A 24,837-nucleotide genomic window follows, 5' to 3' on the forward strand; every position below is an offset into this window, starting at 1 on the left:
CTACCTTTTCCCCTTTACGTAGGCTGTTACATTATTGAAAAGTCTTTTGAAGTCCTGTATCCATTTTCTCAAATTCATTTGCTACGGAATGGATATTATCAATTGTTTGTTGAAAAGCAGCACAAAATTGTTTCGTGATCTGCAAATTTTGTTGATTTGCTTCTTGTGCTTTGAAGTTCACAGATAGTGTAGTACGCGTTGCCTTATTTATAGAGCGACTAGTAGCACTTTGCATTCTATTTGAAGCAGTTCTCATTTTCGTTGCAAGTTGCGTTGCTCTATGCAAATTACTTTGAAATTCTCCCATCACTTACTCCCCTCTACCTTTTATTCACAAGAAAATTATACCATGGAAAAATATTCTAATAAACTGAATGTTCGAACTTGACATTCAATTCATCGATGTTAGTAAGGAGAAAAGCAACACTTATCTTTCAACATAACTGTTTCGAAAGTCGCTTCCACTTATACAAAAAAAGATGACCTCAGCCATTCGCTAAAGTCATCTTTTTCTAACTTATTATTTCACTAACTCTCCATTATAAGCTTTTATATCAAGCGGAGCAGTTAAAAATTGTGCTGCTTTACTAACGAAAGATGTGAAGTGTTCACTCGTATTATGACTCGCAACTGCTTCTTCATCTTTCCATACTTCTACCATCGTATAAACATTTTCTTTTTCTGTATCTTTATATAAGTCATAAGATACATTTCCACTTTCTTCTCTTGAACCATGAATGAGTGGCTGAATTTCTTCTAAAAATGATTGTTGTTTTGCTGGATCTACTTGAAATATTGCGTGAATAATAATCATGGTGCTTCCCCTCTCATATTCCACTTATTTCTTTAAATTTACTTCCACTCAGCAACTTTTTCAACCGGAAGACGTACTGATTGGTAACCACTGTCGGCAGCTTTTCCGATTGAAATTAACATTACTGGTACGTGACGCTCTTTATCTAATCCGAATGCTTCTGCGATTTGGTCTTTTTCAAATCCACCAATTGGGCAAGTGTCATAGCCGTGAGCACGAGCTGCTAGCATAAATTGCATTGCTACAAGACCACCGTCAATTAATACAGTATCTTTCATTACTTCTGGTGTAACCATTGAGAAGTAACCTGAAAGTTTTTTCATTTGATCTTCTTTTACTTCTGCTGGCATTAAACCGCGCTCTACTGCTGTACCGTAGATTTCTTCTGCGTTATCAAAGTTGTTTAAGTCACCAAACACAGCGATCATTGCTGAAGATGTTTCTACTTGAGATTGATTGAATTTCGCAAGTGGCGCAAGTGTTGCTTTTGCTTCGTCACTTTCAATAACTAAGAATCTCCATGGTTGCATGTTTACTGAAGATGGTGCAAGTGTTGCTTCTGTAAGAATTTCAGTCATTTCTTCTTTACTAATTTTCACTGAAGGATCGTACTTACGAATAGAACGGCGTCCTGTTAAAATTTCGTTAAAATCATTTGTTTTTACTGAGTTAGTCATAGTTGTATTCTCCCTTTTTTATAATTCTTTTATATTTTCTTGAATGTGATTTAACATATTTAAAAGATTATCGCGTTCTTCCTCACTTAATCCTTTAAAGGCAGATGCTGCAAAACGTTCTTTTTCCTCTTGAAACGCCTGAATTTTATTTCGCCCCTCTTCAGTAAGAGAAACTAACGTAATTCTGTTATCATCTGGATTTTTACGTCTTACAATCATTTCATTTGCTTCAAGCTGCTTTAAATGCCTCGTAATCGCAGCATTATCAATATTCACTTCTTGTTGAAGCGCTTTTTGACTAATTTCACCTACTTCATATAACTGAAGTATAAGCTCTAATCGAGACTGGCTCATACCCGTACACCCTTCAAACTTCGAACTTACTTCTTTATTTAGAAAGTGTAGTTTATATAAAATAATCGCTTCTTTTGAGCATGAACTTGTCAAATTACCCCTCCTTTACATCCAAACCAAAAACGTTTGACGTATCAATAGTTGATACGTCAATTAATATAATCTATATCGATTTAGAATGCAAGCATTTTGTTTTCATTCTATTTTTTCCAAATTAAGGCGCTTTGTAGCGTTACAAAAAATGTAAATTACATTATAATAGTAATAATTTAAATGACTGGAGAGTGATTGTAATGCGGCAATACACAAATAGAAATGAGGAAATGAAAATGGAAAATGAAATGAGGATATTCACATATGACAACAATAAATATAGGGATTGTCGCGCACGTAGACGCTGGCAAGACGAGTTTGACTGAGCGAATTCTTTTTGAAACGAATGTAATTAAAGAAGTTGGCCGAGTTGATAGCGGAAGTACGCAAACTGATTCAATGGAATTAGAAAGACAACGCGGAATTACGATTAAAGCATCCGTCGTTTCTTTCTGTATTAATGATGTAAAAGTAAATGTCATTGATACACCTGGACACGCTGATTTTATCGCTGAAGTAGAGCGATCATTCCGTGTTTTAGACGGTGCAATTTTAGTCATCTCTGCCGTTGAAGGTGTGCAAGCACAAACAAAGATTTTAATGCGAACATTACAGAAACTAAACATACCGACTATATTATTCGTTAATAAAATAGACCGTAGTGGCGCAAATACTGAAAAAGTTATAAAGCAAATAAAAGAGGTTCTTTCAAATGAAGCATTCCCCTTCTACTCTGTTCTAAACGAAGGAACGAAAGAAGCCCGAATCATTGAATACAAATCATATGACGATTGTATGGAACTGTTAGCATCATATAATGAATCATTACTTGAGTCATATGTAAATAACGAAATAATACGGGACGCACTATTAAGAGAAAAACTAGAACAGCAAATACAGCAAGCAAATGTGTATCCAATCTTTTTCGGCTCAGCAATGACAGGTATAGGAATAACTGAACTACTTGAAAAACTTCCTGCCCTAATGCCAGCTCATACATCGGCACAAGAGGAACTATTATCCGGTGTTGTTTTTAAAATTGAACGTGAACCTTCTGGAGAAAAGGTTGCTTATGTAAGAGTTTTTTCAGATAGCTTACACGTTAGAAAATATGTTAATATACAGCGCAGTCAGTCTCTATCCCATAAAGAAAAGATAAAAAAAATGTGCCTATTTCATAATGGAGATGCCGTTCAAACTTCTACCGTTCCTAGCGGTGAATTTTGTAAAGTGTGGGGACTGAATGATATTAAAATTGGTGATATTATTGGTGAACGTACGGATTATATAAAAGATATTCACTTTGCCGAACCACAAATGGAAGCTTCCATTGATGCTGTACCTAAAGAGAGAATTCATGATTTATACGCTGCACTTATGGAACTATGTGAAGAAGATCCACTCATTAAAGTGTGGAAAGACGATGTTCATAATGAACTATACATTCGCCTTTTCGGTGAGGTGCAAAAAGAAGTGATTGAAACGACACTTCATGAGAAATATAATTTACAGGTTACTTTTTCAAATACGCGAGTTGTATGTATTGAAAAACCAATTGGCATAGGAAATAGTGTTGAAGTAATGGGTGAAAAAGCGAATCCATTTTACGCAACAATCGGTTTCAAAGTTGAACGCGGGAAACATAACTCTGGCATAACGTACAACTTAGGTGTTGAACTTGGATCACTACCTTTAGCATTTCATAAAGCGATTGAAGATACGGTATTTCAAACGTTAAAACAAGGTTTATACGGATGGGAAGTTACGGACATTATCGTCACGTTAACACATACTGGTTATGCAAGCCCTGTTACAACAGCGAGTGACTTTAGAAACTTAACACCGCTCGTTTTAATGGATGCTTTACAGCAAGCTGAAACATGTGTATTTGAGCCATTAAACGAATTTGAATTAACTGTACCAGAGCACGCAATTAGTACCGCAATGTATAAGCTCGCAGCCATTCCAGCAACTTTCACAGAGCCTATATTGCATAATGACTCTTATCACTTAACTGGATCGTTACCTATTGCGAAAACAGAAAATTTCAAACGAATGCTCCATTCATTTACAGAAGGAGAAGGAATCTTTACAACGAAGCCAGCTGGCTTCACAAAGCTTATGGCTCCCTTCCCTACTCGAAAACGCGTTGACTTTAATCCGCTGAATCGAAAGGATTATTTGCTTCATGTGTTGAAGGCTTATTAATCCAAACAACTAGTAATAAGCGCCCTCTAGTATGATACTTTTCCTTACTAGAGGGCGCCTTTTTATATACAATCTTAAGGTAAAGCTGGTTCAAACTCTCCTATAATTGTTTGAAATCCATTATTGCTCTCATATTCCTGTTTCCGCTCTAACCCGAATTTTTCTAAAATCGGAAGGTCATTTGTGGAAAATACATAACTAGTTTCAAACGCAACGTGTTCGTGCCATGCCCAGTTTGGTACAACAAAGAAGTCTCCTTTAGACCAATCGAAGCGAACACCATTAATAATTGTATATCCTGCCCCTTCATGCACATGGTAGATTGATGCATGTGTATGGCGATGTGCTTTTCCTCTGAATCCCTTCGGCAATTTTTGCATCCAAGCTGCAATCGTTGGACATGCTGTCTCACCGTTTGATGGATTTATATATTCAACCGCATAACCATCGTATGCATCTGGCTCAAAACGGCTTAATCCGTTAAGCGCTGCTTCCGTTCCTGCCCATTTGTAGGAACTAAGAGGGGCTTTCTTTGTATATCGGTCCGAAACCGGTCGAACCATTCCACCTTCATAACGCTGAGCAGTATAATTATCCGGCACATTTGGCTGTTCAATTTTCTCTGGATACGGCTCAAAGAACGTACCACCGAGATAATAAATAGTCGGTATATCAAGGCAATCCATCCAAATCATCGGTTTGTCACCTGTGTGGCCATGTCCATGCCACAGTCCATTTGGAGTTGTTAAGAAATCTCCTCGTTCCATGAAAATACGCTCTCCTTGCACAATTGAGTAAGCCCCTTCTCCTTCCATGACGAAACGTAACGCATTTTGAACATGCCGATGTGACGGAGCGGTTTCTCCAGGTTGTATTAATTGAACCGCAGCATATAACGTTTGGGTAGTCGATGCCCATCCCCAAGGTTTTCTATAATTAAGTCCTGGATTTTGTAAATAGATGGCCCGGCGTTCTCCACCACGATCTGGTGTAAATATTTGCGTCGCTTCTGTTAACTTTTTATGGAGTAATTCCGCTTTCCAAAGGTATGCTTGTGCATGAGGTTCTGGTGTATGCTTCATTAAATCTGGAATAGCGTTCCATAGCGGGCCTAGATGGTATTGTTCGATATCACGATTGAAATCTTGTACCAAATCACTTTCATAAAAAGTATTTTTTTCTGCCATTTTATTTTCCTCCTTTATCCTGGTTATACTTCGATACATTCCGCTCGATTTGTTTATAATGCTTTTCTGTATGTTCTACGATGAGGTGATTCACAATAAAGTTAATCGGTTTGTTTTCGAAACGAGGATTGCGACTTGGAGCTTGTATATGTAACTCTTCGTCAGTTAATGTATGAAGTACATTTTCTATCGTGATTGGTATAGAAGAAAGCTGCTCTATGACTTCTTCTACTGTTTTCCTATTTATATTCTCTTCTGAAACTGCTTGCAGGCGCACTTCATCTGTTAAGCCGCGGCCCCATAAGTTTTCATTACTTAATTTAATATTGCTTATTTCCTTTGCCCAATACGGAATTGCTTCTGCTACATGTGTAATAATTTGCATTACTGACCATTCATCTTTTGAAGGTTTCCAACGAATTATTTCCTCTGGTAACGACTTAACAATCGTTTTTATCTTATTGATTGAGTCGTAAATAGATTCGACCGCATAGATTTGCACGTTTTTCGTCATAGTACTGGCACCTCTACTGTTTGTCTTACTCTATTTTCAAGTACGCCTACTCGATCAATTTCAATTCGAACGATGTCTCCATCTTTAAGAAATACTTGTGGATTACGGGCAACACCTACCCCACCCGGTGTCCCAGTTAATATGACATCCCCTGGCTCTAATGTCATTAAACCGGATAAGAATGAAACGAGATATTGTACCGAGAATACTAGATTAGCAGTATTAGACTGTTGACGTTTTTCTCCATTCACTGTTAAGACAATGTTCAGTCCAGATGGATTCGTTAATTCATCTGAAGTAAGTAACCAAGGACCCATTGGAGCGCTACCTTCAACTGTTTTTCCTTGAAGCCATTGAATTGTACGACGCTGAATATCACGGTAAGTAATATCATTCACAATTGTGTAACCTGCTACATAATGAAGGGCGTCTTCTTCTGAAATATTCCGGGCACGCTTTCCGATTACGAAAGCAAATTCAGCTTCGTAATCTAGTTGTTCTGAAATGGGATAATACGGAATATCATCTTCTGGACCGACTACCGTATTCGCAAACTTCGCAAAGATGACCGGAAATGCAGGTAATTCGCGTTTCATTTCCAAAATATGTTCACGATAATTGTGACCTACACATATAATTTTTCCTGGCGCAGGTACTGGAGCTTCTATTTTTACTTCGACTTCCTCAAATACCAACTTATCTTCATGTTTTTTCATAAGTGCATAAGCGATCGCATCTTTTGCTAGATTCATACTTTCTGTTCCGCCTTGTAAAAATCCATTCATATCCTTTGGTATATACGCCTCTGCAATTTGAGCAGCCCGAAGATTTCCTTCACTTATTAATTTCGCTTTAAAAGCAGCATGCAAATCAATCAATTTCCCATTTTCTAAAGCAGCAATTCTTGTATCTCCATTATGTGTAAAAGTAACAAGTTTCATATTACTCATCCTTTCCTTTAAAACAAGTGAAATTCTACCTTCTCAAATAACCGAAAATGATAATAATGTATGACTTTCCGGCCCTACTCTTTGTTATAAAAGATAAAAAGTATTTCCTTCTGGTCCAAGTGGCACATGTCCCATTTCTATTAACTCTATAATTGGAAGACACACATTCTTTTCTTCAGCTAATTCAGCAGCACATGCAAGAACACTTACGTACATCGCATGCCCAACGAGAAATTTCACTGGTTTTTCCTCTCCAAAAATTTCGAACGCTTCTTTATAAACGCCATGAAAGATTGCTTCTGGTACTTTATCTACTACATCTACAAGAAGTTTTTCGTTACCAGCGCGCTCAATTTTTTCTTTCAATTGATCAGGCACTGCTGCTAGTGCCTCCCATAAATCGTTATCTTCAAATGAAATCCGCTCAATTTTTTCATTTAATTGTTTTCTTGAAATCCATTTGATTTCATATTCACTAATGTTTAGAAAACTCATAAATTGATCAATTTTCTTCTCAGCCTCTACATTTTGCTGTCCAATGTTGCAATACCAGTTCATCGTCATTAACCGTTCAATCATTCCATTTGTAGAACGTGCATGTGAACCATACTTTTCTTCATTCATGAATTGAGACAAGGCCATTTCTTATCGCTCCTTTCATATTGTTCATATTACCGATCTAACTTTTAATATTTCGTTGTCAGTTCAGGAGGTCCAAATTTCGGTCCGTACGGTCCCTCATCGAGCCACCTTCCAAGCCTTGGAACAATTGATACCATTGATGCTGCAATATCACGTTTCATGTTCATTTCAGGAGAGTTCCCCTGAAGGTGATGAAGTGCAGTAGTTGAAGCATCTCGGTTCCATTTAGCTGCAATTCGGCGTTCGTTTGCAGCTGCTTCAATCGCGTTTATCCGCTCTTCTTCAGAGTTAGATTGTAGCGCCTTCTCAATACCTCGCGCAGCAAGAACAGCATCTGGAATTCCAGAATTTAATCCACGTGCACCAAATGGGGCAAACAAATGCGCAGCTTCTCCAGCAAGAAGGATACGACGTTTTGCATCAGTAAATGAATTTGCCACTACTTGATGGAAACGATAAGAAGACACCCATGTAATCCTCTCCGCATATTTCGCATCCATTACTTTCGGCAACCATTTCTTAACACTTTCAATATTTGTATAATCATCTGGGTTATCTGACTCAAGCAATTGTAAATCTACACGCCATCCACCTTTAAACGGAACAAACATTACATTTCTTCCCTCCATAGCTGGATGTTGATAATGGAATATTCTTTCTAAAGGAAGTGGATTTGTTTCATCTTCTTTTGCATCTACGACGATAAAAGTATCTGCTGTACGTGGACCTTCAAACGTTAATCCCGCTTGCTCTCTTACAATTGAACGTGCTCCATCACATCCAATTACATACTGCGCCTTTATGATTTCGTCATTTGTGATTGTTACTTCTACTTCAAAGTCTGTAATGTGCAACTTCTTAACTGGGGCATCCCAAAGGAATTCCACGCCGGCTTTTATACATGCCTCATACATATGCCTTTCGATCTCATCTTGATGAAGAGCTGTGAAATGAGGCAAGCGGTTTGACTTAAGGTTTTCATCCTTACCATAATCTCGTACATATACTTCTTTTCCTTTATAAAACGTTCGTTTTACTGGCCAAATAATTCCGTTTTGAGCAAGTGTAAAACCAAGACCTTCTGCAGTCTCCTCCAGTAGCTTTAACGAAGCACTGTGCAAATAAATTGCTCTACTTCCTGGACGTGGTCTTCCGAATGAATCTCCCTCTATTACTAATGTTGATATGCCCTTCTTTTGTAATGAAAGTCCTGCTACAAGTCCTACTGGGCCCGCACCAACAACAATGGCATCATATTTTTTTTCTTTTCCCATCACTATCTCCCCTTCACTAACAATTTCCCATTATGATATCCTTACTTGTTCTTCTTTAACTTCCTACAGTTTTTATCTCTGGCATCATCTTCTTCCGAATATCCTCAGGTATTGGATACGCTTTTGCTTTTTCTTTGAAAGAAGTCCAGGCACGAGTTTCATAACCTTCTGCCACAATCTGTTCCCCTTTTACAAAAACATGTTGAATTGTAAAAACTTTATTACGCAATTCGTTGACAGTACTTTTCACAACTACTTGGTCTTCAAAACGAAGAGGTGACTTAAATTGGCATTTTGCTTCTAGTAAAGGCAATCCAATTTGTTGTTCTTCGTAAAGTTCGACTGAAGGAAAACCAATTTTTTTAAAATATTCATGGGTCGCTTCGTCCATCCATTTATAAAAGTTAGGATAATACACAATGCCCGCAGCATCAGTATCTCCCCACCTTACTTGAAAAGTATACTCTTCCATTACGCCTTCGACTCCTATCTATTAAACTGTAGGACTACTATTTGAAGATACTTGTTCTCTCAATTTCAACTTTTGAATTTTCCCACTTGCTGTGACAGGAAATTCCTCTGTAAAGATTACTTTCTCCGGTAGTTTATAAATTGCCATTTTCTCTTTAAGATAAAGTTTTATTTCTTCTTCGGAACTTACTTCTCCATTTTTTAACCGTATGACCGCACATGCGACTTCTCCCAGTACTTTATCTGGAAGACCTACAACTGCTGCTTCTATTACTTTTGGATGTTTCATAATGACTGCTTCAATTTCTTGAGGATAAACATTTAAGCCTCCTCTTATAATCATCTCTTTCTTTCGTCCTACGAACCTTAAATATCCTTGAGGATCGAGGGTACCTAAATCTCCTGAATAGTACCAACCTTCATTATCTAAAGCTTGTTTTGTTTGTTCGGGCATATTGTAGTACCCTTTCATTACACCGAACCCTTTAACTGCGATTTCTCCTACTTCTCCATGAGGAAGATCCACTCTATTTTCATCTACAATTTTCAATGTTACTCCTGGAATTGCCTTTCCAAGCGTTTCTGTTATATTCTGCTTTGTATCATCATACGAGGTCATCGTAATAGAGACCGTCTCAGTTATCCCGAATGACTGACAAAGATTAATTCCCATCCGTTCACGTATATCCGTCACTGTTTTTGCCGGAATAGGTGCGGCGCCAACTAATCCAGCACGCAAGGAAGATAAATCATATTTATCAAAGTCCTCTAACTCTAGTTCTTTTATAAACATGGTTGGTACGCCTTTTTGGATTGTTACCTTTTCTTGTTCAATTAATTGTAAAGTTTCGCGCGGATGGAATTTTTCTTGTAATATCATTCGTCCACCCATCGCTACTGCACAAAGCATATTAATCGCCATACCGAAAATATGAAACAGTGGTGCTGAAATAATAAATACATCCTCTTGTGTACAATGCAGCTCTATTCCTATCGTTTGCGCAGATTGTACAACAGCACGGTGTGTAACCATTACACCTTTTGGAGTTCCCGTCGTCCCTGACGTATATAATATACAAAACAAGTCTTCATTCACATTTATATTTACTGGTTCAATATTCATTGTTTCCGTACGCATTAACTGCTCATATGAACAGTAATTTTCTTGCGAAAACCGTACTGTAATAACCTTTCGTACCTTATTAAAAACTTTTTCAAATCCAAAATTCTTTTCAAATTCCCCTGAAGCTATTAATAGCGTTGGAGCTGAACTTTCCAATATATATTCAATTTCATATGATTTATATTTAGGGTTAAATGGAACGATTATCGCTCCTAATTTCGCTGCTGCAAAATAGATAACTACTGTTTCGGACCAGTTTGGTAGCGATACGGCGATACGGTCTGCTTTACCTACTCCTAGTCTCTTAAATGCCGTAGCTAAACAATCTACTTCCTGTTTCAATTGTTTGTATGTAATTCGCCTCGTTACATCATATATTGCTTCTTTTTCACCGTAAGTTGCAGTAACCGTTTCTAACAGCTCATACACCGATAATAAGTTTTTATCCTTTTTCATTGTCTCACTCACTTTCTATCTTCTTACCAACTAGTCCGAATCTCTCATCACATACTGATAACATGAGAAACGATGTAGCTAAAACCAGGAAGGACTCTTCCTGGCTTTTTCTCTAGTACAACGCTTCCCAAATCGCTGCAATTCCTTGACCTCCGCCAATACAAACAGCCGATACTCCATATTTTTTATTTCTTCTTCTTAATTCATAAATTAAGGATAGAGAAATTCTCGTTCCACTCGCAGCAAGTGGATGGCCTATCGCAATTGCCCCACCATTTACATTTGCCTTATCAAGGTCGAATCCTAATTCTTTTTGACAAGCTAAGTACTGCGCAGAGAATGCTTCATTAATTTCAATCAAATCTAAGTCTTCTAAAGTTAAATTCGCTTTTTCTAATGCACTTTGAATTGCAGGAACCGGTCCGATTCCCATATACTTCGGTTCCACTCCAACAACAGCCCAAGAAACGAGCTTAGCAATCGGTTGTAATCCTCTATCCTTTGCAAAGTCACTAGATGCTAAAACAACTGCTGCTGCACCGTCCACCATGCCGCTTGCACTTCCGGGAGTCACTACACCATTCTCCACAAAGCGTGGCTTTAACTTTGCTAATTTTTCTAAACTCGTATGACGGATATGCTCATCTTCTTCAATTACCTGTTCTCCTTTTCTTCCTTTCACCGTTACAGGAACAATTTCTTCTTTTAAATACCCTTTCTCTCTTGCCAAAAGAGCGCGCTCATGACTAGAAAGTGCATGCTGATCTACTTCTTCTCTCGTTAAGTTATATTTTGCAGCCAAGTTTTCTGCTGTTTCTCCCATCGCACATTTGCCGTACGTATCATAAAGTCCATCCCATAACCAATCTTCTATAGCTGGACCACCGAGTGGGCTTCCCCATCTCATTCCGGGTATTACGTGTGGCACTTGGCTCATATTCTCCGTTCCACCGGCAAGTGCAACTTCTGCTTCTCCGCTTAATATATAACGAGCAGTCGTTAAAATAGATTCAACACCCGTTCCGCAAAGTCGATTGATCGTCAAAGCAGGGACATGAATAGGTGCTCCGGCTTTTAGACCAACATGCCTCGCCAATAAATGTGCGTCTTTACTAGATTGCTGAACGTTACCAAATACAACTTGATCAATATCTTCAGCAGATATTGAAGCTTTTCGTATGGCTTCCTTAGCGGCAATTGCCCCTAATTCTGTTGCATTTACGCCTCGGAATGATCCCGAAATTTCAGCGAACGGAGTCCTCGCTCCCTCTAATAAAACAATTTCTTTCATATCCTTTTCACCTCATTATTTCCCTAAATAAACTGGTTTTCTTTTTTCAACGAATGCTTGTAATCCTTCTTTACGATCCTCTGTTGCGAAAGCATTTCCAAAACAGGTACTTTCAATGATTAAGCCTGTTTCAAGATCAGCATTACTTCCTACATTTACTGCCGTTTTTAACATTTGAAGTGCTACTGGTGGTTTTTTTGCCAATTTATATGCCCATTCCTTTGCAAACTCAAACAACTCTTCCGCAGGTACTACTTTGTTAACAATATGTAAATCGAAAGCACGCTCTGCATCAAACATATCTCCGAAGTAAAGTAATTCTTTCGCTATACCTTGGCCGACAATTTTTTGAAGACGCTGTGTACCTCCGCCTCCAGGAATAATTCCGAGCCCTACTTCTGGAAAGGCAAATTTTGCTTGATCCGAACAAATGCGTAAGTCACATGCGAGTGCAAGTTCAAAACCACCACCAAGAGCTAATCCATTTATCGCAGCAATAACTGGTTTTGACATATTTTCAATTTTGCTAAATACTGTTCGTGAAGTTTTATTCATTTTGTTTACACCGACAAGGTCAAGTGCTGCCATTTCATTAATATCAGCGCCAGCGACAAAAGCTTTCCTTCCGCTCCCTGTAAGAACAATTACTCGTACCTCTTCATTCGCCTCTAATTCGCCAAATAGACTGGAAAGTTCATGAAACACTTGTGTATTTAGTGGATTTACAGGTGGTCGATTAATCGTAACGATCGCAACTTTATTTTCAATTTCAAAAATTAAAAACTCATAATTCATAACTTAATCCCCCATTCTTTATTCATAATCATAAAAACCTGCACCTGATTTTTTACCGTGTCTACCTGCTCTAACTAGTTGTTTTAAAAGAAGCGGCGGCGCGTATTGATCATTATTTAATTCTTCTTTGAAGTACTCCATCACATGATACCCAATATCTACACCTGCAAAATCTTGTAGTGCAAATGGACCCATCGGATAATTGAGGCCAAGTGTAACAGCCTTATCAATATCTTCTGCAGAGGCAACCCCATCTTCAAGCAATTTAATTGCTTCAATAAATTGCGGAATCATAATTCGATTTACAATAAATCCAGGTGAATCTTTCTTTACTTCAACTGGTTCTTTCGAAAGTTTTTTAGATAACGCTTTCAATTCTTCAACTGTTTCATCACTCGTTTTATAGCCGCGAACAACTTCTACAAGTTTCATAAGTTGTGCAGGGTTAAAGAAGTGCATACCTGCCACACGTTCTGGACGATTCGTTGCTGACGCAATCTCTGTTATTGACATAGAGGATGTATTTGTCGCCAATATAACCCCTTCAGGAACGATTCGATCAAGAGCTGCAAACACTTCCCTCTTCAAATCTAACTTCTCTAACACGGCCTCAATAACTACATCCGCATTCTTCATATCTTCTAAAGTTGTAGTGAGTCGAATTCGGTCAAGTGCCTTTTCTTTATCTTCTTCCGTCATCTTTCCTCTCGTAACACTTTTCGTCATAAAACCATTCATACGTTGCATTGCACTATCTAAATAACGCTCTTCAATATCATGTAAAATAACTGTAAATCCATGTAATGCAGCTAAATTTGCAATGCCAGAACCCATAGATCCTGCACCGACAATACCAATTGTTTGAATTGCCATTTTGCTACCTCCTTGAATAACTTTTTGAATGTTCCGTAAATAAATTATATCTATATCCAAAAATTTTTTGTATATACATAGTGTAGGAAATACATATATTTCTTTCGTGCATTTTGATGGTATTCACTTCGGTGCAAACCGCTTTATTTTCCATTTAGTGAGAAGTACAGTTATTTTTCATATAAAAAGTGCGCACCTCAAAAGAAATAATGTTTTCTTGAGGTACGCACTCTATGATGTGAATTTCGAAACTATATGTTATCGTTCTTTACCATTTGATGAAATAACTTCTTTATACCAATAGAAGCTCTGTTTCTTTATTCTTTTTAAATCTTTTAAATCGTCTTCATCACGATTTATATAAATAAAACCATATCTTTTTCTAAACCCTTGATGCGTAGAAATTAAATCGATTGCGGCCCAAGGGCAGTAACCCATTACATCTACTCCATCCGCAATTGCCAATTCCATCTGTTCAATATGTTTTTTCAAATAATCAATTCGGTAATGATCTTGTACAGATCCATCTTCATCTACTTTGTCGTAAGCACCTATTCCATTCTCTGTAATGATAATTGGTAAGTGATAACGATCATTCACTTCTCTTAATGTAGCTCGAAAGCCGATTGGATCAATCTCCCAACCAAAATCGGTTAATTCTAGAAATTCATTATCATCACCCATAAAGAATCCTTCTTCACCCACTTCAATTTGTTGATCACCAGCATCATCAATTACAAAGTTTTCATCATACTCACTAACAGTAATAGAAGAATAATAGTTAAAAGCGATATAATCTGGTTTTGAACTAGCTAGAATCTCCATATCTCCCTCTAGAATGACTGGTTCGATGTTTTTGCTTTTCATGAAATTCCACGCTATATTGTTATATCGTCCATGTACAGCCATATCTAGATATAGCCAATTACGAATTGCATTACAATTTTGAGCTGCAATTATATCATTCGGCTTACATGTTTTCGGATACACATAACTAATATTTGGTGCTGGACCAATTTTAGCGTCTTGTATCATTTTGTGACATAAGTTTGTAACCTTAGCCTCTGCTAAAAGCATGTGATGATTTTGCTGATATAACTCTTTTTGAGATAATACAGATGTACCAATAGCACCACCATGTAAAATCATCATATTTTGCTCATTAATTGTTAACCAATTCTTAACCCTATCTCCAAATCGTTCAAATAGAATTTCACAATATATAACAAAAGCATCGATGGTATCACGATTACTCCAGCCACCCTTTTTCTCTAATTCATACGGTAAATCAAAATGATACATGGTTATTAACGGTACGATATCATGCTTCAGCAATTCATCAATAAGATTGCTATAGAATGTAATACCCTTTTCATTCACTTCTCCAGTACCATTTGGAAGAATACGAGTCCAGGCTATAGAAAAACGATAAACGTTTAATCCTAATTCTGCAAAAAGCTTTACATCTTCTTTAAAATGATGATAATGATCACTACAAACTTTAAAATCTGATGTACCTTCAGGAATAACTTTCACATCTTGAACAGAAAGGCCTTTTCCATCTTCATTATAGGCACCTTCTACTTGATAGGCGCTTGTCGAAGCGCCCCATAAAAAGTCTTTTTTAAATGTAGTATTGAGCATATTTACCTTTCCTTTTCAAAAATAGTATTGTTATCGTTTATTTCTACTAGTTTTGTTTCACTAAAAATGTTTCATAAACACTTATAAGCTCTTCTGCAATGATTTTAAATCCTTCTGCACTCATTAATTGATCTTCTGCATGCGCCAATAATAAGCTTACTTCTACTTTTTCACCAGCTGCTTCTTTACTAATCAATCCAGCATGTGCTCTATGGCCTTCAATAAAAGTTTCACTGCCTTCATTCATCAATTGTCTTGCTTGTTCAAAGTTACCCATTTTTGCTTCTTGAATTGCTTCAATATACGAAGATCGTGCGCTACCTACAGCTGATATAATTTGAAATACTACTAATTCATTTTGTTCCATAACGATTCTCCTAACATTTTTTTATTTTTATAGTCTTATAAATCGAGAACGCAATCAGTGAAGTCCATCCCCACTGATTACTATCCCGCCCAATCAAATTTGTGTGGAATAAATTATTATTGTTGTGATGCTGCTTGTTGTTCTGCCTCGTAAGCTTTCTTATCTCCCATTTTAAAGAACGGATAATATAATAGAATTTGAGAGACAATAATTAATACTGTCATGATGAATAGTAACCAACCACCAGAAATATAAGCTGCAAATGGTGCTGGTGTTACCCATGGTAATTCAATAAGTGGATTAAAGTTAGATAAAATCCCTGTAATGTTAAGGAATACGATACCAATTAATCCGCCTACTATTGAAGATGTTATTAATGGAATAAAGTAGATTGGATTTAGAACAAGCGGTAATCCAAAGACAATTGGCTCATTTATATTAAAGATATTTGGGACGATACCAATTTTTCCAAGTGATTTATATTGCTCTGATTTCGCAAATAATAGATTTATTGCTAAACCTAACGTATTTCCTGTTCCACCAATAACGACTGCAAAATGCATTAAAGTAAATCTAAGTAAGGAATTTCTGAAAAAGGTGTTCCTGAAGCAAAAGCTGTAATAGCTGTCGTAAATAATGGAGCTGTCGCACTATACCATACATTTATGATTGGTGCTGGGTGTAAACCGAAGAACCAACATATATTCATGAATGTAAAGATAGCAATTACTGACCATACAGACGATCCAATGAATTTTACAGGTAACGCTATAACTTGACTTACAAAGTTAAAAATATTTTCATATGGCGTATAGCCAAATATTACTCTTATAAAGAAGATAAGCGTGAAAATGATGATTGAAATAAACACTGGATTAATCGCATCAGCTACCATAGGGGGTACTGATTCTGGCAATTTCACTCCAATATTTTTTCTTTTCAATGAACAATACAGTTTACTAGTGAAAACACCGACAAACATAGCAACGAATATGCCATCACTACCTAAGTACTGATTTAATATAGCAGGAATTTGTTCTTCTCCTACCTTAATAGACATTGGCATTAAGCATAAGAAACTACCTAGCGCTATAACAGCAGCTGTCATTCCATTCATGCCTTCCTCTTTTGCATAGGAATAAGCGATAATGACAACCATATATACTGCTAACAAGCTTAATGTCGCACTAATCATGTCTTGCATATGCGTATATATACCAATTTGGATTAAAAATTCTTTCCACCCTTCAAATGGTAGATTACCTAAAATAGCAAACAATGTAACACCGATCGTAACAGGAATTGTCATCATCATCCCTGATGTAATCGCATTGACTACTTTGCTATTTCCGAGATAATTAGTTAGTGGTGTAATGATTCGTTCTAGTCCGTTTTTAGTCCCTTCTAACAGTTTCATAATTACCTCCAACATTTACATATTTTATTAAGTCTATTTTTTACCTTTTTCTACATAGCTCATATCATTTACAGATTGAATTTTATATTTCCCATCTTTATATACAACTTTTGAAACACTTGCATTTCCTAATCCTTCTTCAACCTCATTTAAAGATTCAGGAGATATTGAATATAATAGATCCATTAAAGATATACCATGTGATACAACAAGAACTTTACCGCCGCCATCTTCTGCTACTTCTTCTGCAATTTGATCAACTTCTTTTTTCATTCTCTTTGTAACTGTTTCAGTATCTTCAGCCTGTTTACTCGTATCAATCTTCGCTGTAGTTTTTTGCATAATATCAATGTCGAAATTATTCATAAATTCTTCATAGGTCATATTATTTGTTTGTGCAAGTTTTTCCCTGAACGTATGATTTAACTCCCCTTCAAACTCACCGAAACACACTTCACGTAACTTTTGACTTTGATTAATATTCATATCTTTATTTCCACTTTGATCTAACACAATTTTCGCTGTTTCTATTGCACGTCCACTATCGCTACTATATGCTTTATCAAACTTAGTCCCTTTCAAACCTTTTCCAAGGTATTCTGCTACTGCAACACCATCTTTCGTAAGTGGTGCATCCGCCCAACCTTGTACTCTATCCGTCGTATTTAACATCGTTTTTCCATGTCTTACTAAATAAAACTCAACTGGTTTTTCTTCTTTTTTCTCCTTACCTTGTTCTGTTTTATTAGGTGAACAACCAAATAGAGAAACGGTCAAAGAAGCTATCAGGCAGAACGACAACATTTTTTTATTCATTATGAACTCTCCTTAAGGGCTTATGGGCTTATAAAAATATGCATACACCACATGAGTAACATGACATTTTTATAATAAAGATATTTAAAAATTATTTTGACTGATTAAACAACCAATTTATCATCTCTTTATCTTGCAAAGCTGGTACCCAAGAAAAGTGTCCCATTGGTTTAACGATTCCAGTTGGATATTCTGTATATTTAACAAAAGAACCACCTAGTTCTTTAATAGCTTGTACAGCATCTCTGCTATATCTCACATCAACTAGCGGATCATCTTCTGCATGGAAAACCCAAATCGGCATATCTTTAATATCCTTGAATACGGAATTATCTTGCATCGGTTCATATTCACCAACAAGCGTATTTCCTGGCAAATCTCCTATTCCACAAATCGGAACAGCAGCTGCGAAAAGATTCGGGTTCTTCTTAATAACATTCCAAGTCCCAATTCCACCATTGGACATACCAACAACATATATGCGATTTTTATCAATATCATATTTATCGATAGTTTCTTTGAGTAAATTCAACATAGTAGTATAGTTAGGTTCCTCGGTCCAATACGCTGTAAGAGTTTCAGTTGCTTCAACCTGAGGAGCTAACACATAGGCAGGATTTTTCTTTTGCTGTTCTGGATTCGCCCACGCTACAGCGCCCTCATTTCCTACGACTTGCATATAGTTGTCATTTCCTCGTTCACCTGATCCATGTAAAAATAAGACTAATGGATATTTTTTGTTAGATTCTTTTTTAGGCTCAAAAAGTCTGTATTGCATTTTGCTTCCAGATGCATCTTGATATACACTTTTTTTAAAATCATCTACAACAGGAGTAACTACTTTTGCAATTTTATTTTTCTGTTCGGATGCTTTAAAAGTTGTACCTTCTTTTGTTTTAATTTCTTTCGTAAGAGATAACTTATAATCTAAGTTATCTCTTGTACTTAAAAATTTCTCTTCATTAAACGTTGAGGTAGATGCATGTTTATCGCTTTTATCTAATTCGATCACGACGTATTGTCCGTCTTTTGAAGTCTCTGATACTTCAGCTTTATTATTTGTATACACTTTAGTTATTTTTCTATTTTGAGGTTTCCCATTCACTTCCACCTCAACTTCAAAACTATCTTTTGTTAATTTTGAGCTATCTATCGTATCTCCAAAATCACAAACGACGGTAGCCCCTACTTCTCCATACGGAAGAACATTCGTAATAAGTGTTATATCTGAATCTTTTAAAGCCTTATCTTTGCTTTCTGATGTACATCCTGACAGTACCAGGCTCCCTACTACCATACATAAAATTGGAAATTCCCCTATCTTTTTCAGACGATGACCTCCCTCAGAATATGTACTTTTCAAAACTGACATAAATCGTGTAAGGCTCGTAAATCGTTCCCCATGTATAAACTATTAATCACCTAAAACCTTTTTCACTTGTTCAATTACTTTTTTCCCATCTAACATGCCATAAGCTGCCATATCAATCACTTCAATATGCTTTTCTGGCAATTGACTTTTCACATTATTTAATGCATATCGAACTTGTGGTCCTAATAAAATGATGTCTGCTGCTTGCCCAACGTTTTTCGCTTCAGTTAATGCATAAGCATTAATTTCACAGTTATAATTCGCTGATTCTGCATATCCTCTCATTTTGTTCATTAACATACTTGTAGACATACCTGCATTACATAAAAGTACAATGTTTCTCATAATAAAAACCTCCAATATTTATTTTAAGTGCTTTGCATACTCTCTATTTCTGCAAGCGCTTTCTTTATAGGTTCAATATAAACTATGGTCTAAGACTAGGGTCAATAGCTTAATTTAATTAATCCATTTATTATGTATAATTTGTATAAATCGCAACTTCAATCAACGGGATTTTGTTCATTCCCCACTGATTATCAGCCCCTACCAATCGGGCGTTTACTGCCCACAAATAGCTGGATAAACCTAGCTAAACACCGTGTGAAAACTCTTTTTTTTCATGTCCTTCTCTACTTCAAGTCACTTTGTACCGTTTGATTTAATAATAGGAATCATAATAATATAATGTTCAACTGTTTTGTCTTGACTCTTTGTTTCACAAACATATCGACATAAAACATCTCCGTTAAGAGCGTATCCCTGTTCCTGCATAATATGGAATGGTTCATCTAATATCAAAGATGATAACGGTTCATCCACATTTTTTTCATATAAATAATGCAAGCACTCTCCCATAGGTATTTGAATAACCGAATCATCCATAGGTAATTGACATTCTTTCACCTTTGATTCAGAGATCGCCATTACCCAGTAACTATTCTCTATATTTTTCATTTTATATTCTTCAAGTGGAATACATAATGCCGTGGAAACTGTTGGCAAATAATTCAACCATATTTTTAACAGAGGATTTACACATAACGTTCCTTCATTTAAATGAACATGTTTGAGAAAATAATAAGTCTCAGCTTGTTTTATAACCCATCTCCTATCTTCCCGCTTATATTCTTGTAATAAGTTCATAAATTCATTTATTTGCTTTGTTTCTAACTCTAACTGTTTTATCGCTTCATTTTTTTCAGCTATTTTATCATTACATTTTTTCATTATGTCATCATATTCTAAACCGTTAAACACCGATCCAATTTCCTTAACATGAAATCCCATTTGTCTAAAGCTTCTAATTGCTAAAAATACTCCAAAATCCTCATATGTATAAAATCTAAAACCGTTATCTTTGTCTTTTTGTGGTTTTAGGAATCCTTTCTTTTCATAAAATCGTAAAGCATCTATTGAAACTCCAAATTCCTTTCCTACTTCTCCTATTTTATATTTCTTCATACCTATCACCTTCAAATCTATAATTCCTTTACATACTGATATAGTGTAACAAGTTTTGAAAAACAATTGTATAAAAATAAAAAGAGATTTCGTACAAAAGCAAAATCTCCTTTTATCAAAATAGAAACTTCTATTACCCTACTACTTCACCATGCATATCATAAAGCTTTAGCGCCATCATTAAATTAAATCTCACTTCTGCATAATTTAAATCGACTGAAATGAGCGATTCAATTTTTTCTAACCTGTACAAAAGAGAACTTCTATGAATAAAAAGTTCTTCTGCAGCACTTTTTACATTTCCATTGTTTTGTAAGAATACATGTAATGTGTTATATAAATCAATATTCTTCCCTTCTGAATATTCAATTAGTGGACCAATTTGTTTCTTAACAAAAAGATCTACAGCGGTTGAATGGTTTAAATGATGTAAAATAGCATACGATCCAAGCCCTTCAAATAATGCAAATCCTTGTTTACGAAAGCGACTATCTAAAATATTTAAAGTCTGTATAGCTTGCTGATAACTAGTATAATAATCTTCCAACTGTTTTGTAACACCGCCAATCCCTAATAAAACACGACACCCTATAGGTGATGAGCCAATCCATTTCTTTATGCTATAAAACATCGATTCCCAAAATGTATCCGCGCCCTTTTTCTGATTTTCAATTGGAACAATTAACAGTTGTTCATCATTATGGGATACTGCTAAAATGCCTGTCCCTAGTTCTGGAAGACGCGTCTTAATCAAGTCCCATATAAGTGACTTTTTCGCTTGTTGTTCGAGTAGGTTTCCTTTCTTTAATTCGTTCTCATCGAGTGAAATTGATAATACCCCGACTCGATGTTTTTTGAAAAGATTCCATTGATATAAGTTAGCATATTGCAAAATGTTATCTCGATCCTCAATTTTTTCAGTTAATAATTTACTAATAAAGCTGTCTTTCATCTGTTCTTTCGTATCTAGAACGAGCTTTTGTTTAATAAACTGGATGGAGCATATATTTCGGGCTAAATCAACCGTTAATTGATCAAATTCATCCATCCCCCCGCTATTTCTTCGTACTGCTAAATATCCCAAAAAATTACCGCCTCCATTAATAATCCAAAACGAAAAACAATATTCACTATTATTTGGATCATTAATATGGAAAGTATCTGTTTTTCGTTGTTGTTGTTTTCGTTCTTCTCTCGCCAGCTCAGCTAAATGTTCCGCTATACGACCACCATTTTCATCATGAAATGCTATTGGTTGCATAAATCTATCAAAAATAAATACTGTATCTTGAAACAAACTACCAAGCATTGTTGTAATACCTTGAAAATTATTATCATCGACCGTTTCTTTTAATAAAGCTTGCTGATAATCTAATAGAAAATGAAGACGTTGCTTATGCTCTTTCTCACCATTATATAATCTTGCGTTATCTAGTATAGTTGCTAAATGATTTGCAATCATTTCAAGTGATTTTGCATCTGCTTCCGTGAAAACCCCTTCGCAATTCTTTTCAACATGTAACACCCCAATTGGTTTCATATCAATAATGATTGGAGCAGTAAACTGTTTACCACCAATCGTTTCAAAAAATGGAAAGTGCTCTTTTAATACATATTTATCCTCAACCATAATTTTGTATGGCCTTTTCATTTCTCCATATAATGGGGGTTGTAAGACAAAACAGTTTTCAGTCTCGTTATACAGGTAAACACATGAGAAATCAGCATTTGTTTCTATTACTGCTTTAGTAGTTACCTCATTCACGTGATTTTCTAACGGAACATCTAGCGACAGATTTTTACTAATCCATCCAAATCCTTCAATTTTTTTCAACTGTGATTCTTTTTGTCTCGCTACAGCGATTGCCACTGCTATATCTTTTCCAAACTCCTCAAATGAAATTTCCATATCTAAAAGCGGGATATGACTTAAATAGGCAACAATACAAAAACCAAAATGCTGGATATCATCTTTCAATGGGACAGTGAACCAAGTCTCTACCCCAGCACTTTTCAATGTTTCAGATAGAAGACACACTTCTGGTAAATCTGCCGTTTGATCTGTCATGCTTTGATATTGTAGTTTGGAGGAACATTCATCAGAATGAAGTGGAAACGCTGAAGCTAAAGAAGTTAAATTACCACTCCAAGCTTTTGGCAAAAACTGTCCACCTTCATTAAAAATGACAGCTACGAAATCACAATGTAATTCTGCACAAAAGGAATGAGTTAAATACTGAAGCGCCTCTTCTTCCGTATCGATTTTAATAAGCTGGCGTGATGTATTTCGCAAATGATATTCTATTTTTTTCATTAATCTCTCTCTCTTATTACTAGACACGCCCCATCCCCCATTTCACCTTTTCTCTCTATTGTATAAGAAACATTACATAAAACAAAAGTAAATATTCTAATTATTCACCAAACAAATGCAAATCCCGAAGAAATGTATCCCCGGGATTGATTATTCACTATTTGGCTGTAGTTACATTGTTATTTCCACTAGCAATTTCTTTTTTCTCTTTATAATAAATTCCATGTTCTTCTTTAACAAATAACAATGCTATGCCACCAATTACAGCAGCAGTCGCAATTGCTGCAAAATTATATTGAGGCAATAAATGCATGGAAAGAAGAATACCTACCAAAGTTGGAGCTACCACACCTCCAAGACGCCCAAAAGCCATTGTACTTCCTACCGCTGTTGAGCGCATATTACTAGGATAATATTGAGAAACAAATGCATTTGACATATTTTGTAGTCCGACAGAAGAAGCACCAATGACTGAGATTAACAAAAATCCAATAAACATATTATTTACAAATCCGATGAGTGATAACGCAATTGCTCCACAGAAAAATAATGGGACAAGTACTTTTTTAAATCCGATTTTATCTACTATTGGACCGAATATGAGTGTTCCAATAATAGCTCCAATTTGCATGACAGCTGTAAATGTGAGACTTGATTTGAGATCGTATCCTGACTGCATCATAAGCCTTGGTAACCATGTACTCATAGAATAAATGAGTACGAAAGCACTGAAACATGAAATCCAAAACATAATTGTACTCACGGCGCGCTTCTCCTCAAATAATTTAACTACAGGAGATCCAGCTTCTTTAGTTGGTGGTTTTGTAAATTCAATTGTCACATCTTTACTTAATTGTGGATTTATCTTCGCTATTACTTTTTTAGCTTCTTCTATTTTTCCTTTCATTAATAGGAAACTAACAGACTCAGGAATACTTTTCATTAAAAACGGGATAAATAACAATGGAATTCCCGCTAACCAAAAAACAGGCTCCCATCCTGCTGTTGTAAGAAGGGAACGACTTGTAAGCGCCGCTGCCATTGCTCCAATTGAATATCCGCAAAAAACAAAAGATACGATAGCAGTTCGAACTCGTTTCGGTGAGAATTCTGTTGCTATAGCAATTACATTCGGCATAACTCCACCAAGCCCTATACCTGCGATAACACGGAAAATCGCAAACATTACAGGACCGTTCGCAAAACCAGCTAAACAGGTAAATAGACTAAATAAGATTGTAGTTACTATTATGATATTTTTACGACCTATTTTATCAGCTAATAAACCAAAAAAAGCAGCTCCAATTGCTGTTCCTATAGCTGTATAACTACCAATTGCCCCTGCTGTAACATCCGATATTCCCCACTCCTTAATGAGCGAAGGTACTGTTGCTCCATAAATAACAGCATCATATCCATCAAATGCAATTACGATAAACAACCAAAATATTAACCAAATATGCATGGAATGAATACGACTCTCGTCTATCACATTCATCGGGTTAATCGATTTCATCTTAATAGCCTCCTTATATGAGAATGTTCCTTTCTTGTACCCCAACAACAGTAAACGCTTTCAATAACCTCCTCTCGAGTTCCTAAAAATTCTTCTGAATTTTCTGTATTTAAATTGTAATAACTACAACTAAAAATTGTTATCCGTTTTTTATAGGAAATAGAAAAGTAATATTCCTCTTTAATGCGGGTGTTGCTTCATAGGA

Annotated in this window: 23 protein-coding genes and 1 pseudogene; 1 reads left to right on the forward strand and 23 read right to left on the reverse strand. The window is 36.1% G+C overall.

What is annotated here, in order from left to right:
* Positions 1–31: 31 nt before the first annotated feature.
* From JDS95_RS14500 to JDS95_RS14515, 4 genes are all read right to left on the reverse strand, one after another.
* Positions 32–307, reverse strand: coding sequence for a TIGR04197 family type VII secretion effector (locus tag JDS95_RS14500; protein ID WP_000503631.1), 276 nt, complete (start codon positions 305–307; stop codon positions 32–34).
* A gap of 213 nt (positions 308–520) precedes the next feature.
* Positions 521–814, reverse strand: a complete 294-nt coding sequence (locus tag JDS95_RS14505) for a putative quinol monooxygenase (protein WP_000583813.1) — start codon at positions 812–814, stop codon at positions 521–523.
* A gap of 38 nt (positions 815–852) precedes the next feature.
* Complete coding sequence (locus JDS95_RS14510) at positions 853–1,491, reverse strand: nitroreductase family protein (protein ID WP_000185378.1); 639 nt, start codon at positions 1,489–1,491, stop codon at positions 853–855.
* 18 nt (positions 1,492–1,509) lie between these two features.
* Positions 1,510–1,938 carry a MarR family winged helix-turn-helix transcriptional regulator gene (locus JDS95_RS14515; RefSeq protein ID WP_000204172.1) on the reverse strand — a complete coding sequence of 143 codons (429 nt, stop codon included), beginning with the start codon at positions 1,936–1,938 and terminating at the stop codon, positions 1,510–1,512.
* A 264-nt stretch (positions 1,939–2,202) separates the two neighbouring features.
* Here JDS95_RS14515 and tet point away from each other — a divergent pair, with 264 nt between their 5' ends.
* Positions 2,203–4,146, forward strand: coding sequence for a tetracycline resistance ribosomal protection protein (gene tet, locus JDS95_RS14520; protein WP_000207772.1), 1,944 nt, complete (start codon positions 2,203–2,205; stop codon positions 4,144–4,146).
* A 74-nt stretch (positions 4,147–4,220) separates the two neighbouring features.
* Here tet and JDS95_RS14525 read toward each other — a convergent pair whose 3' ends face one another.
* The 19 genes and pseudogenes from JDS95_RS14525 to JDS95_RS14615 form a co-directional block, all read right to left on the reverse strand.
* Positions 4,221–5,333 carry a cupin domain-containing protein gene (locus JDS95_RS14525; RefSeq protein ID WP_085450329.1) on the reverse strand — a complete coding sequence of 371 codons (1,113 nt, stop codon included), beginning with the start codon at positions 5,331–5,333 and terminating at the stop codon, positions 4,221–4,223.
* Position 5,334: 1 nt separating this feature from the next.
* A complete protein-coding gene (locus JDS95_RS14530) occupies positions 5,335–5,847 on the reverse strand; it encodes a DinB family protein (protein WP_000165329.1) in 513 nt (170 codons plus the stop codon).
* On the reverse strand, positions 5,844–6,788 hold the full coding sequence (locus JDS95_RS14535) for a fumarylacetoacetate hydrolase family protein (protein WP_000780329.1): 945 nt from the start codon (positions 6,786–6,788) through the stop codon (positions 5,844–5,846). The genes JDS95_RS14530 and JDS95_RS14535 overlap by 4 nt, the downstream gene beginning before the upstream one ends.
* Positions 6,789–6,881: 93 nt before the next feature.
* Positions 6,882–7,439, reverse strand: coding sequence for a hypothetical protein (locus JDS95_RS14540; protein ID WP_085450330.1), 558 nt, complete (start codon positions 7,437–7,439; stop codon positions 6,882–6,884).
* Between the two features lie 44 nt (positions 7,440–7,483).
* Positions 7,484–8,713, reverse strand: coding sequence for an FAD-dependent oxidoreductase (locus JDS95_RS14545; RefSeq protein WP_085450331.1), 1,230 nt, complete (start codon positions 8,711–8,713; stop codon positions 7,484–7,486).
* 55 nt (positions 8,714–8,768) lie between these two features.
* Positions 8,769–9,185: an acyl-CoA thioesterase gene (locus JDS95_RS14550; protein ID WP_000393464.1), complete on the reverse strand. Its 417-nt coding sequence runs from the start codon at positions 9,183–9,185 to the stop codon at positions 8,769–8,771.
* Between the two features lie 21 nt (positions 9,186–9,206).
* Complete coding sequence (locus JDS95_RS14555) at positions 9,207–10,763, reverse strand: class I adenylate-forming enzyme family protein (protein WP_185778049.1); 1,557 nt, start codon at positions 10,761–10,763, stop codon at positions 9,207–9,209.
* Positions 10,764–10,875: 112 nt separating this feature from the next.
* A complete protein-coding gene (locus tag JDS95_RS14560; protein ID WP_085450332.1) occupies positions 10,876–12,054 on the reverse strand; it encodes an acetyl-CoA C-acetyltransferase in 1,179 nt (392 codons plus the stop codon).
* Positions 12,055–12,069: 15 nt separating this feature from the next.
* Complete coding sequence (locus JDS95_RS14565; protein WP_085450333.1) at positions 12,070–12,849, reverse strand: enoyl-CoA hydratase/isomerase family protein; 780 nt, start codon at positions 12,847–12,849, stop codon at positions 12,070–12,072.
* Between the two features lie 18 nt (positions 12,850–12,867).
* Positions 12,868–13,722, reverse strand: a complete 855-nt coding sequence (locus JDS95_RS14570) for a 3-hydroxyacyl-CoA dehydrogenase family protein (protein WP_016091164.1) — start codon at positions 13,720–13,722, stop codon at positions 12,868–12,870.
* Between the two features lie 258 nt (positions 13,723–13,980).
* Complete coding sequence (locus tag JDS95_RS14575) at positions 13,981–15,366, reverse strand: glycoside hydrolase family 1 protein (protein WP_144467068.1); 1,386 nt, start codon at positions 15,364–15,366, stop codon at positions 13,981–13,983.
* Positions 15,367–15,412: 46 nt separating this feature from the next.
* Complete coding sequence (locus JDS95_RS14580; protein WP_000437092.1) at positions 15,413–15,733, reverse strand: PTS sugar transporter subunit IIA; 321 nt, start codon at positions 15,731–15,733, stop codon at positions 15,413–15,415.
* A 116-nt stretch (positions 15,734–15,849) separates the two neighbouring features.
* Positions 15,850–17,150: pseudogene (locus JDS95_RS31545) on the reverse strand (PTS sugar transporter subunit IIC).
* 33 nt (positions 17,151–17,183) lie between these two features.
* Positions 17,184–17,966, reverse strand: coding sequence for a histidine phosphatase family protein (locus JDS95_RS14590; protein WP_001035785.1), 783 nt, complete (start codon positions 17,964–17,966; stop codon positions 17,184–17,186).
* A 91-nt stretch (positions 17,967–18,057) separates the two neighbouring features.
* Positions 18,058–19,338, reverse strand: a complete 1,281-nt coding sequence (locus JDS95_RS14595; RefSeq protein WP_085450335.1) for a prolyl oligopeptidase family serine peptidase — start codon at positions 19,336–19,338, stop codon at positions 18,058–18,060.
* A 42-nt stretch (positions 19,339–19,380) separates the two neighbouring features.
* On the reverse strand, positions 19,381–19,683 hold the full coding sequence (locus JDS95_RS14600) for a PTS sugar transporter subunit IIB (protein ID WP_001244593.1): 303 nt from the start codon (positions 19,681–19,683) through the stop codon (positions 19,381–19,383).
* Positions 19,684–19,980: 297 nt separating this feature from the next.
* On the reverse strand, positions 19,981–20,802 hold the full coding sequence (locus JDS95_RS14605; RefSeq protein WP_016091168.1) for a MerR family transcriptional regulator: 822 nt from the start codon (positions 20,800–20,802) through the stop codon (positions 19,981–19,983).
* A gap of 133 nt (positions 20,803–20,935) precedes the next feature.
* Positions 20,936–23,143: a helix-turn-helix domain-containing protein gene (locus JDS95_RS14610; protein WP_144467066.1), complete on the reverse strand. Its 2,208-nt coding sequence runs from the start codon at positions 23,141–23,143 to the stop codon at positions 20,936–20,938.
* Positions 23,144–23,273: 130 nt separating this feature from the next.
* On the reverse strand, positions 23,274–24,632 hold the full coding sequence (locus tag JDS95_RS14615; protein ID WP_000836227.1) for an MFS transporter: 1,359 nt from the start codon (positions 24,630–24,632) through the stop codon (positions 23,274–23,276).
* Positions 24,633–24,837 lie beyond the last annotated feature (205 nt).

This window comes from Bacillus cereus group sp. N24 (assembly GCF_016483345.1).
Lineage (GTDB): Bacteria > Bacillota > Bacilli > Bacillales > Bacillaceae_G > Bacillus_A > Bacillus_A toyonensis.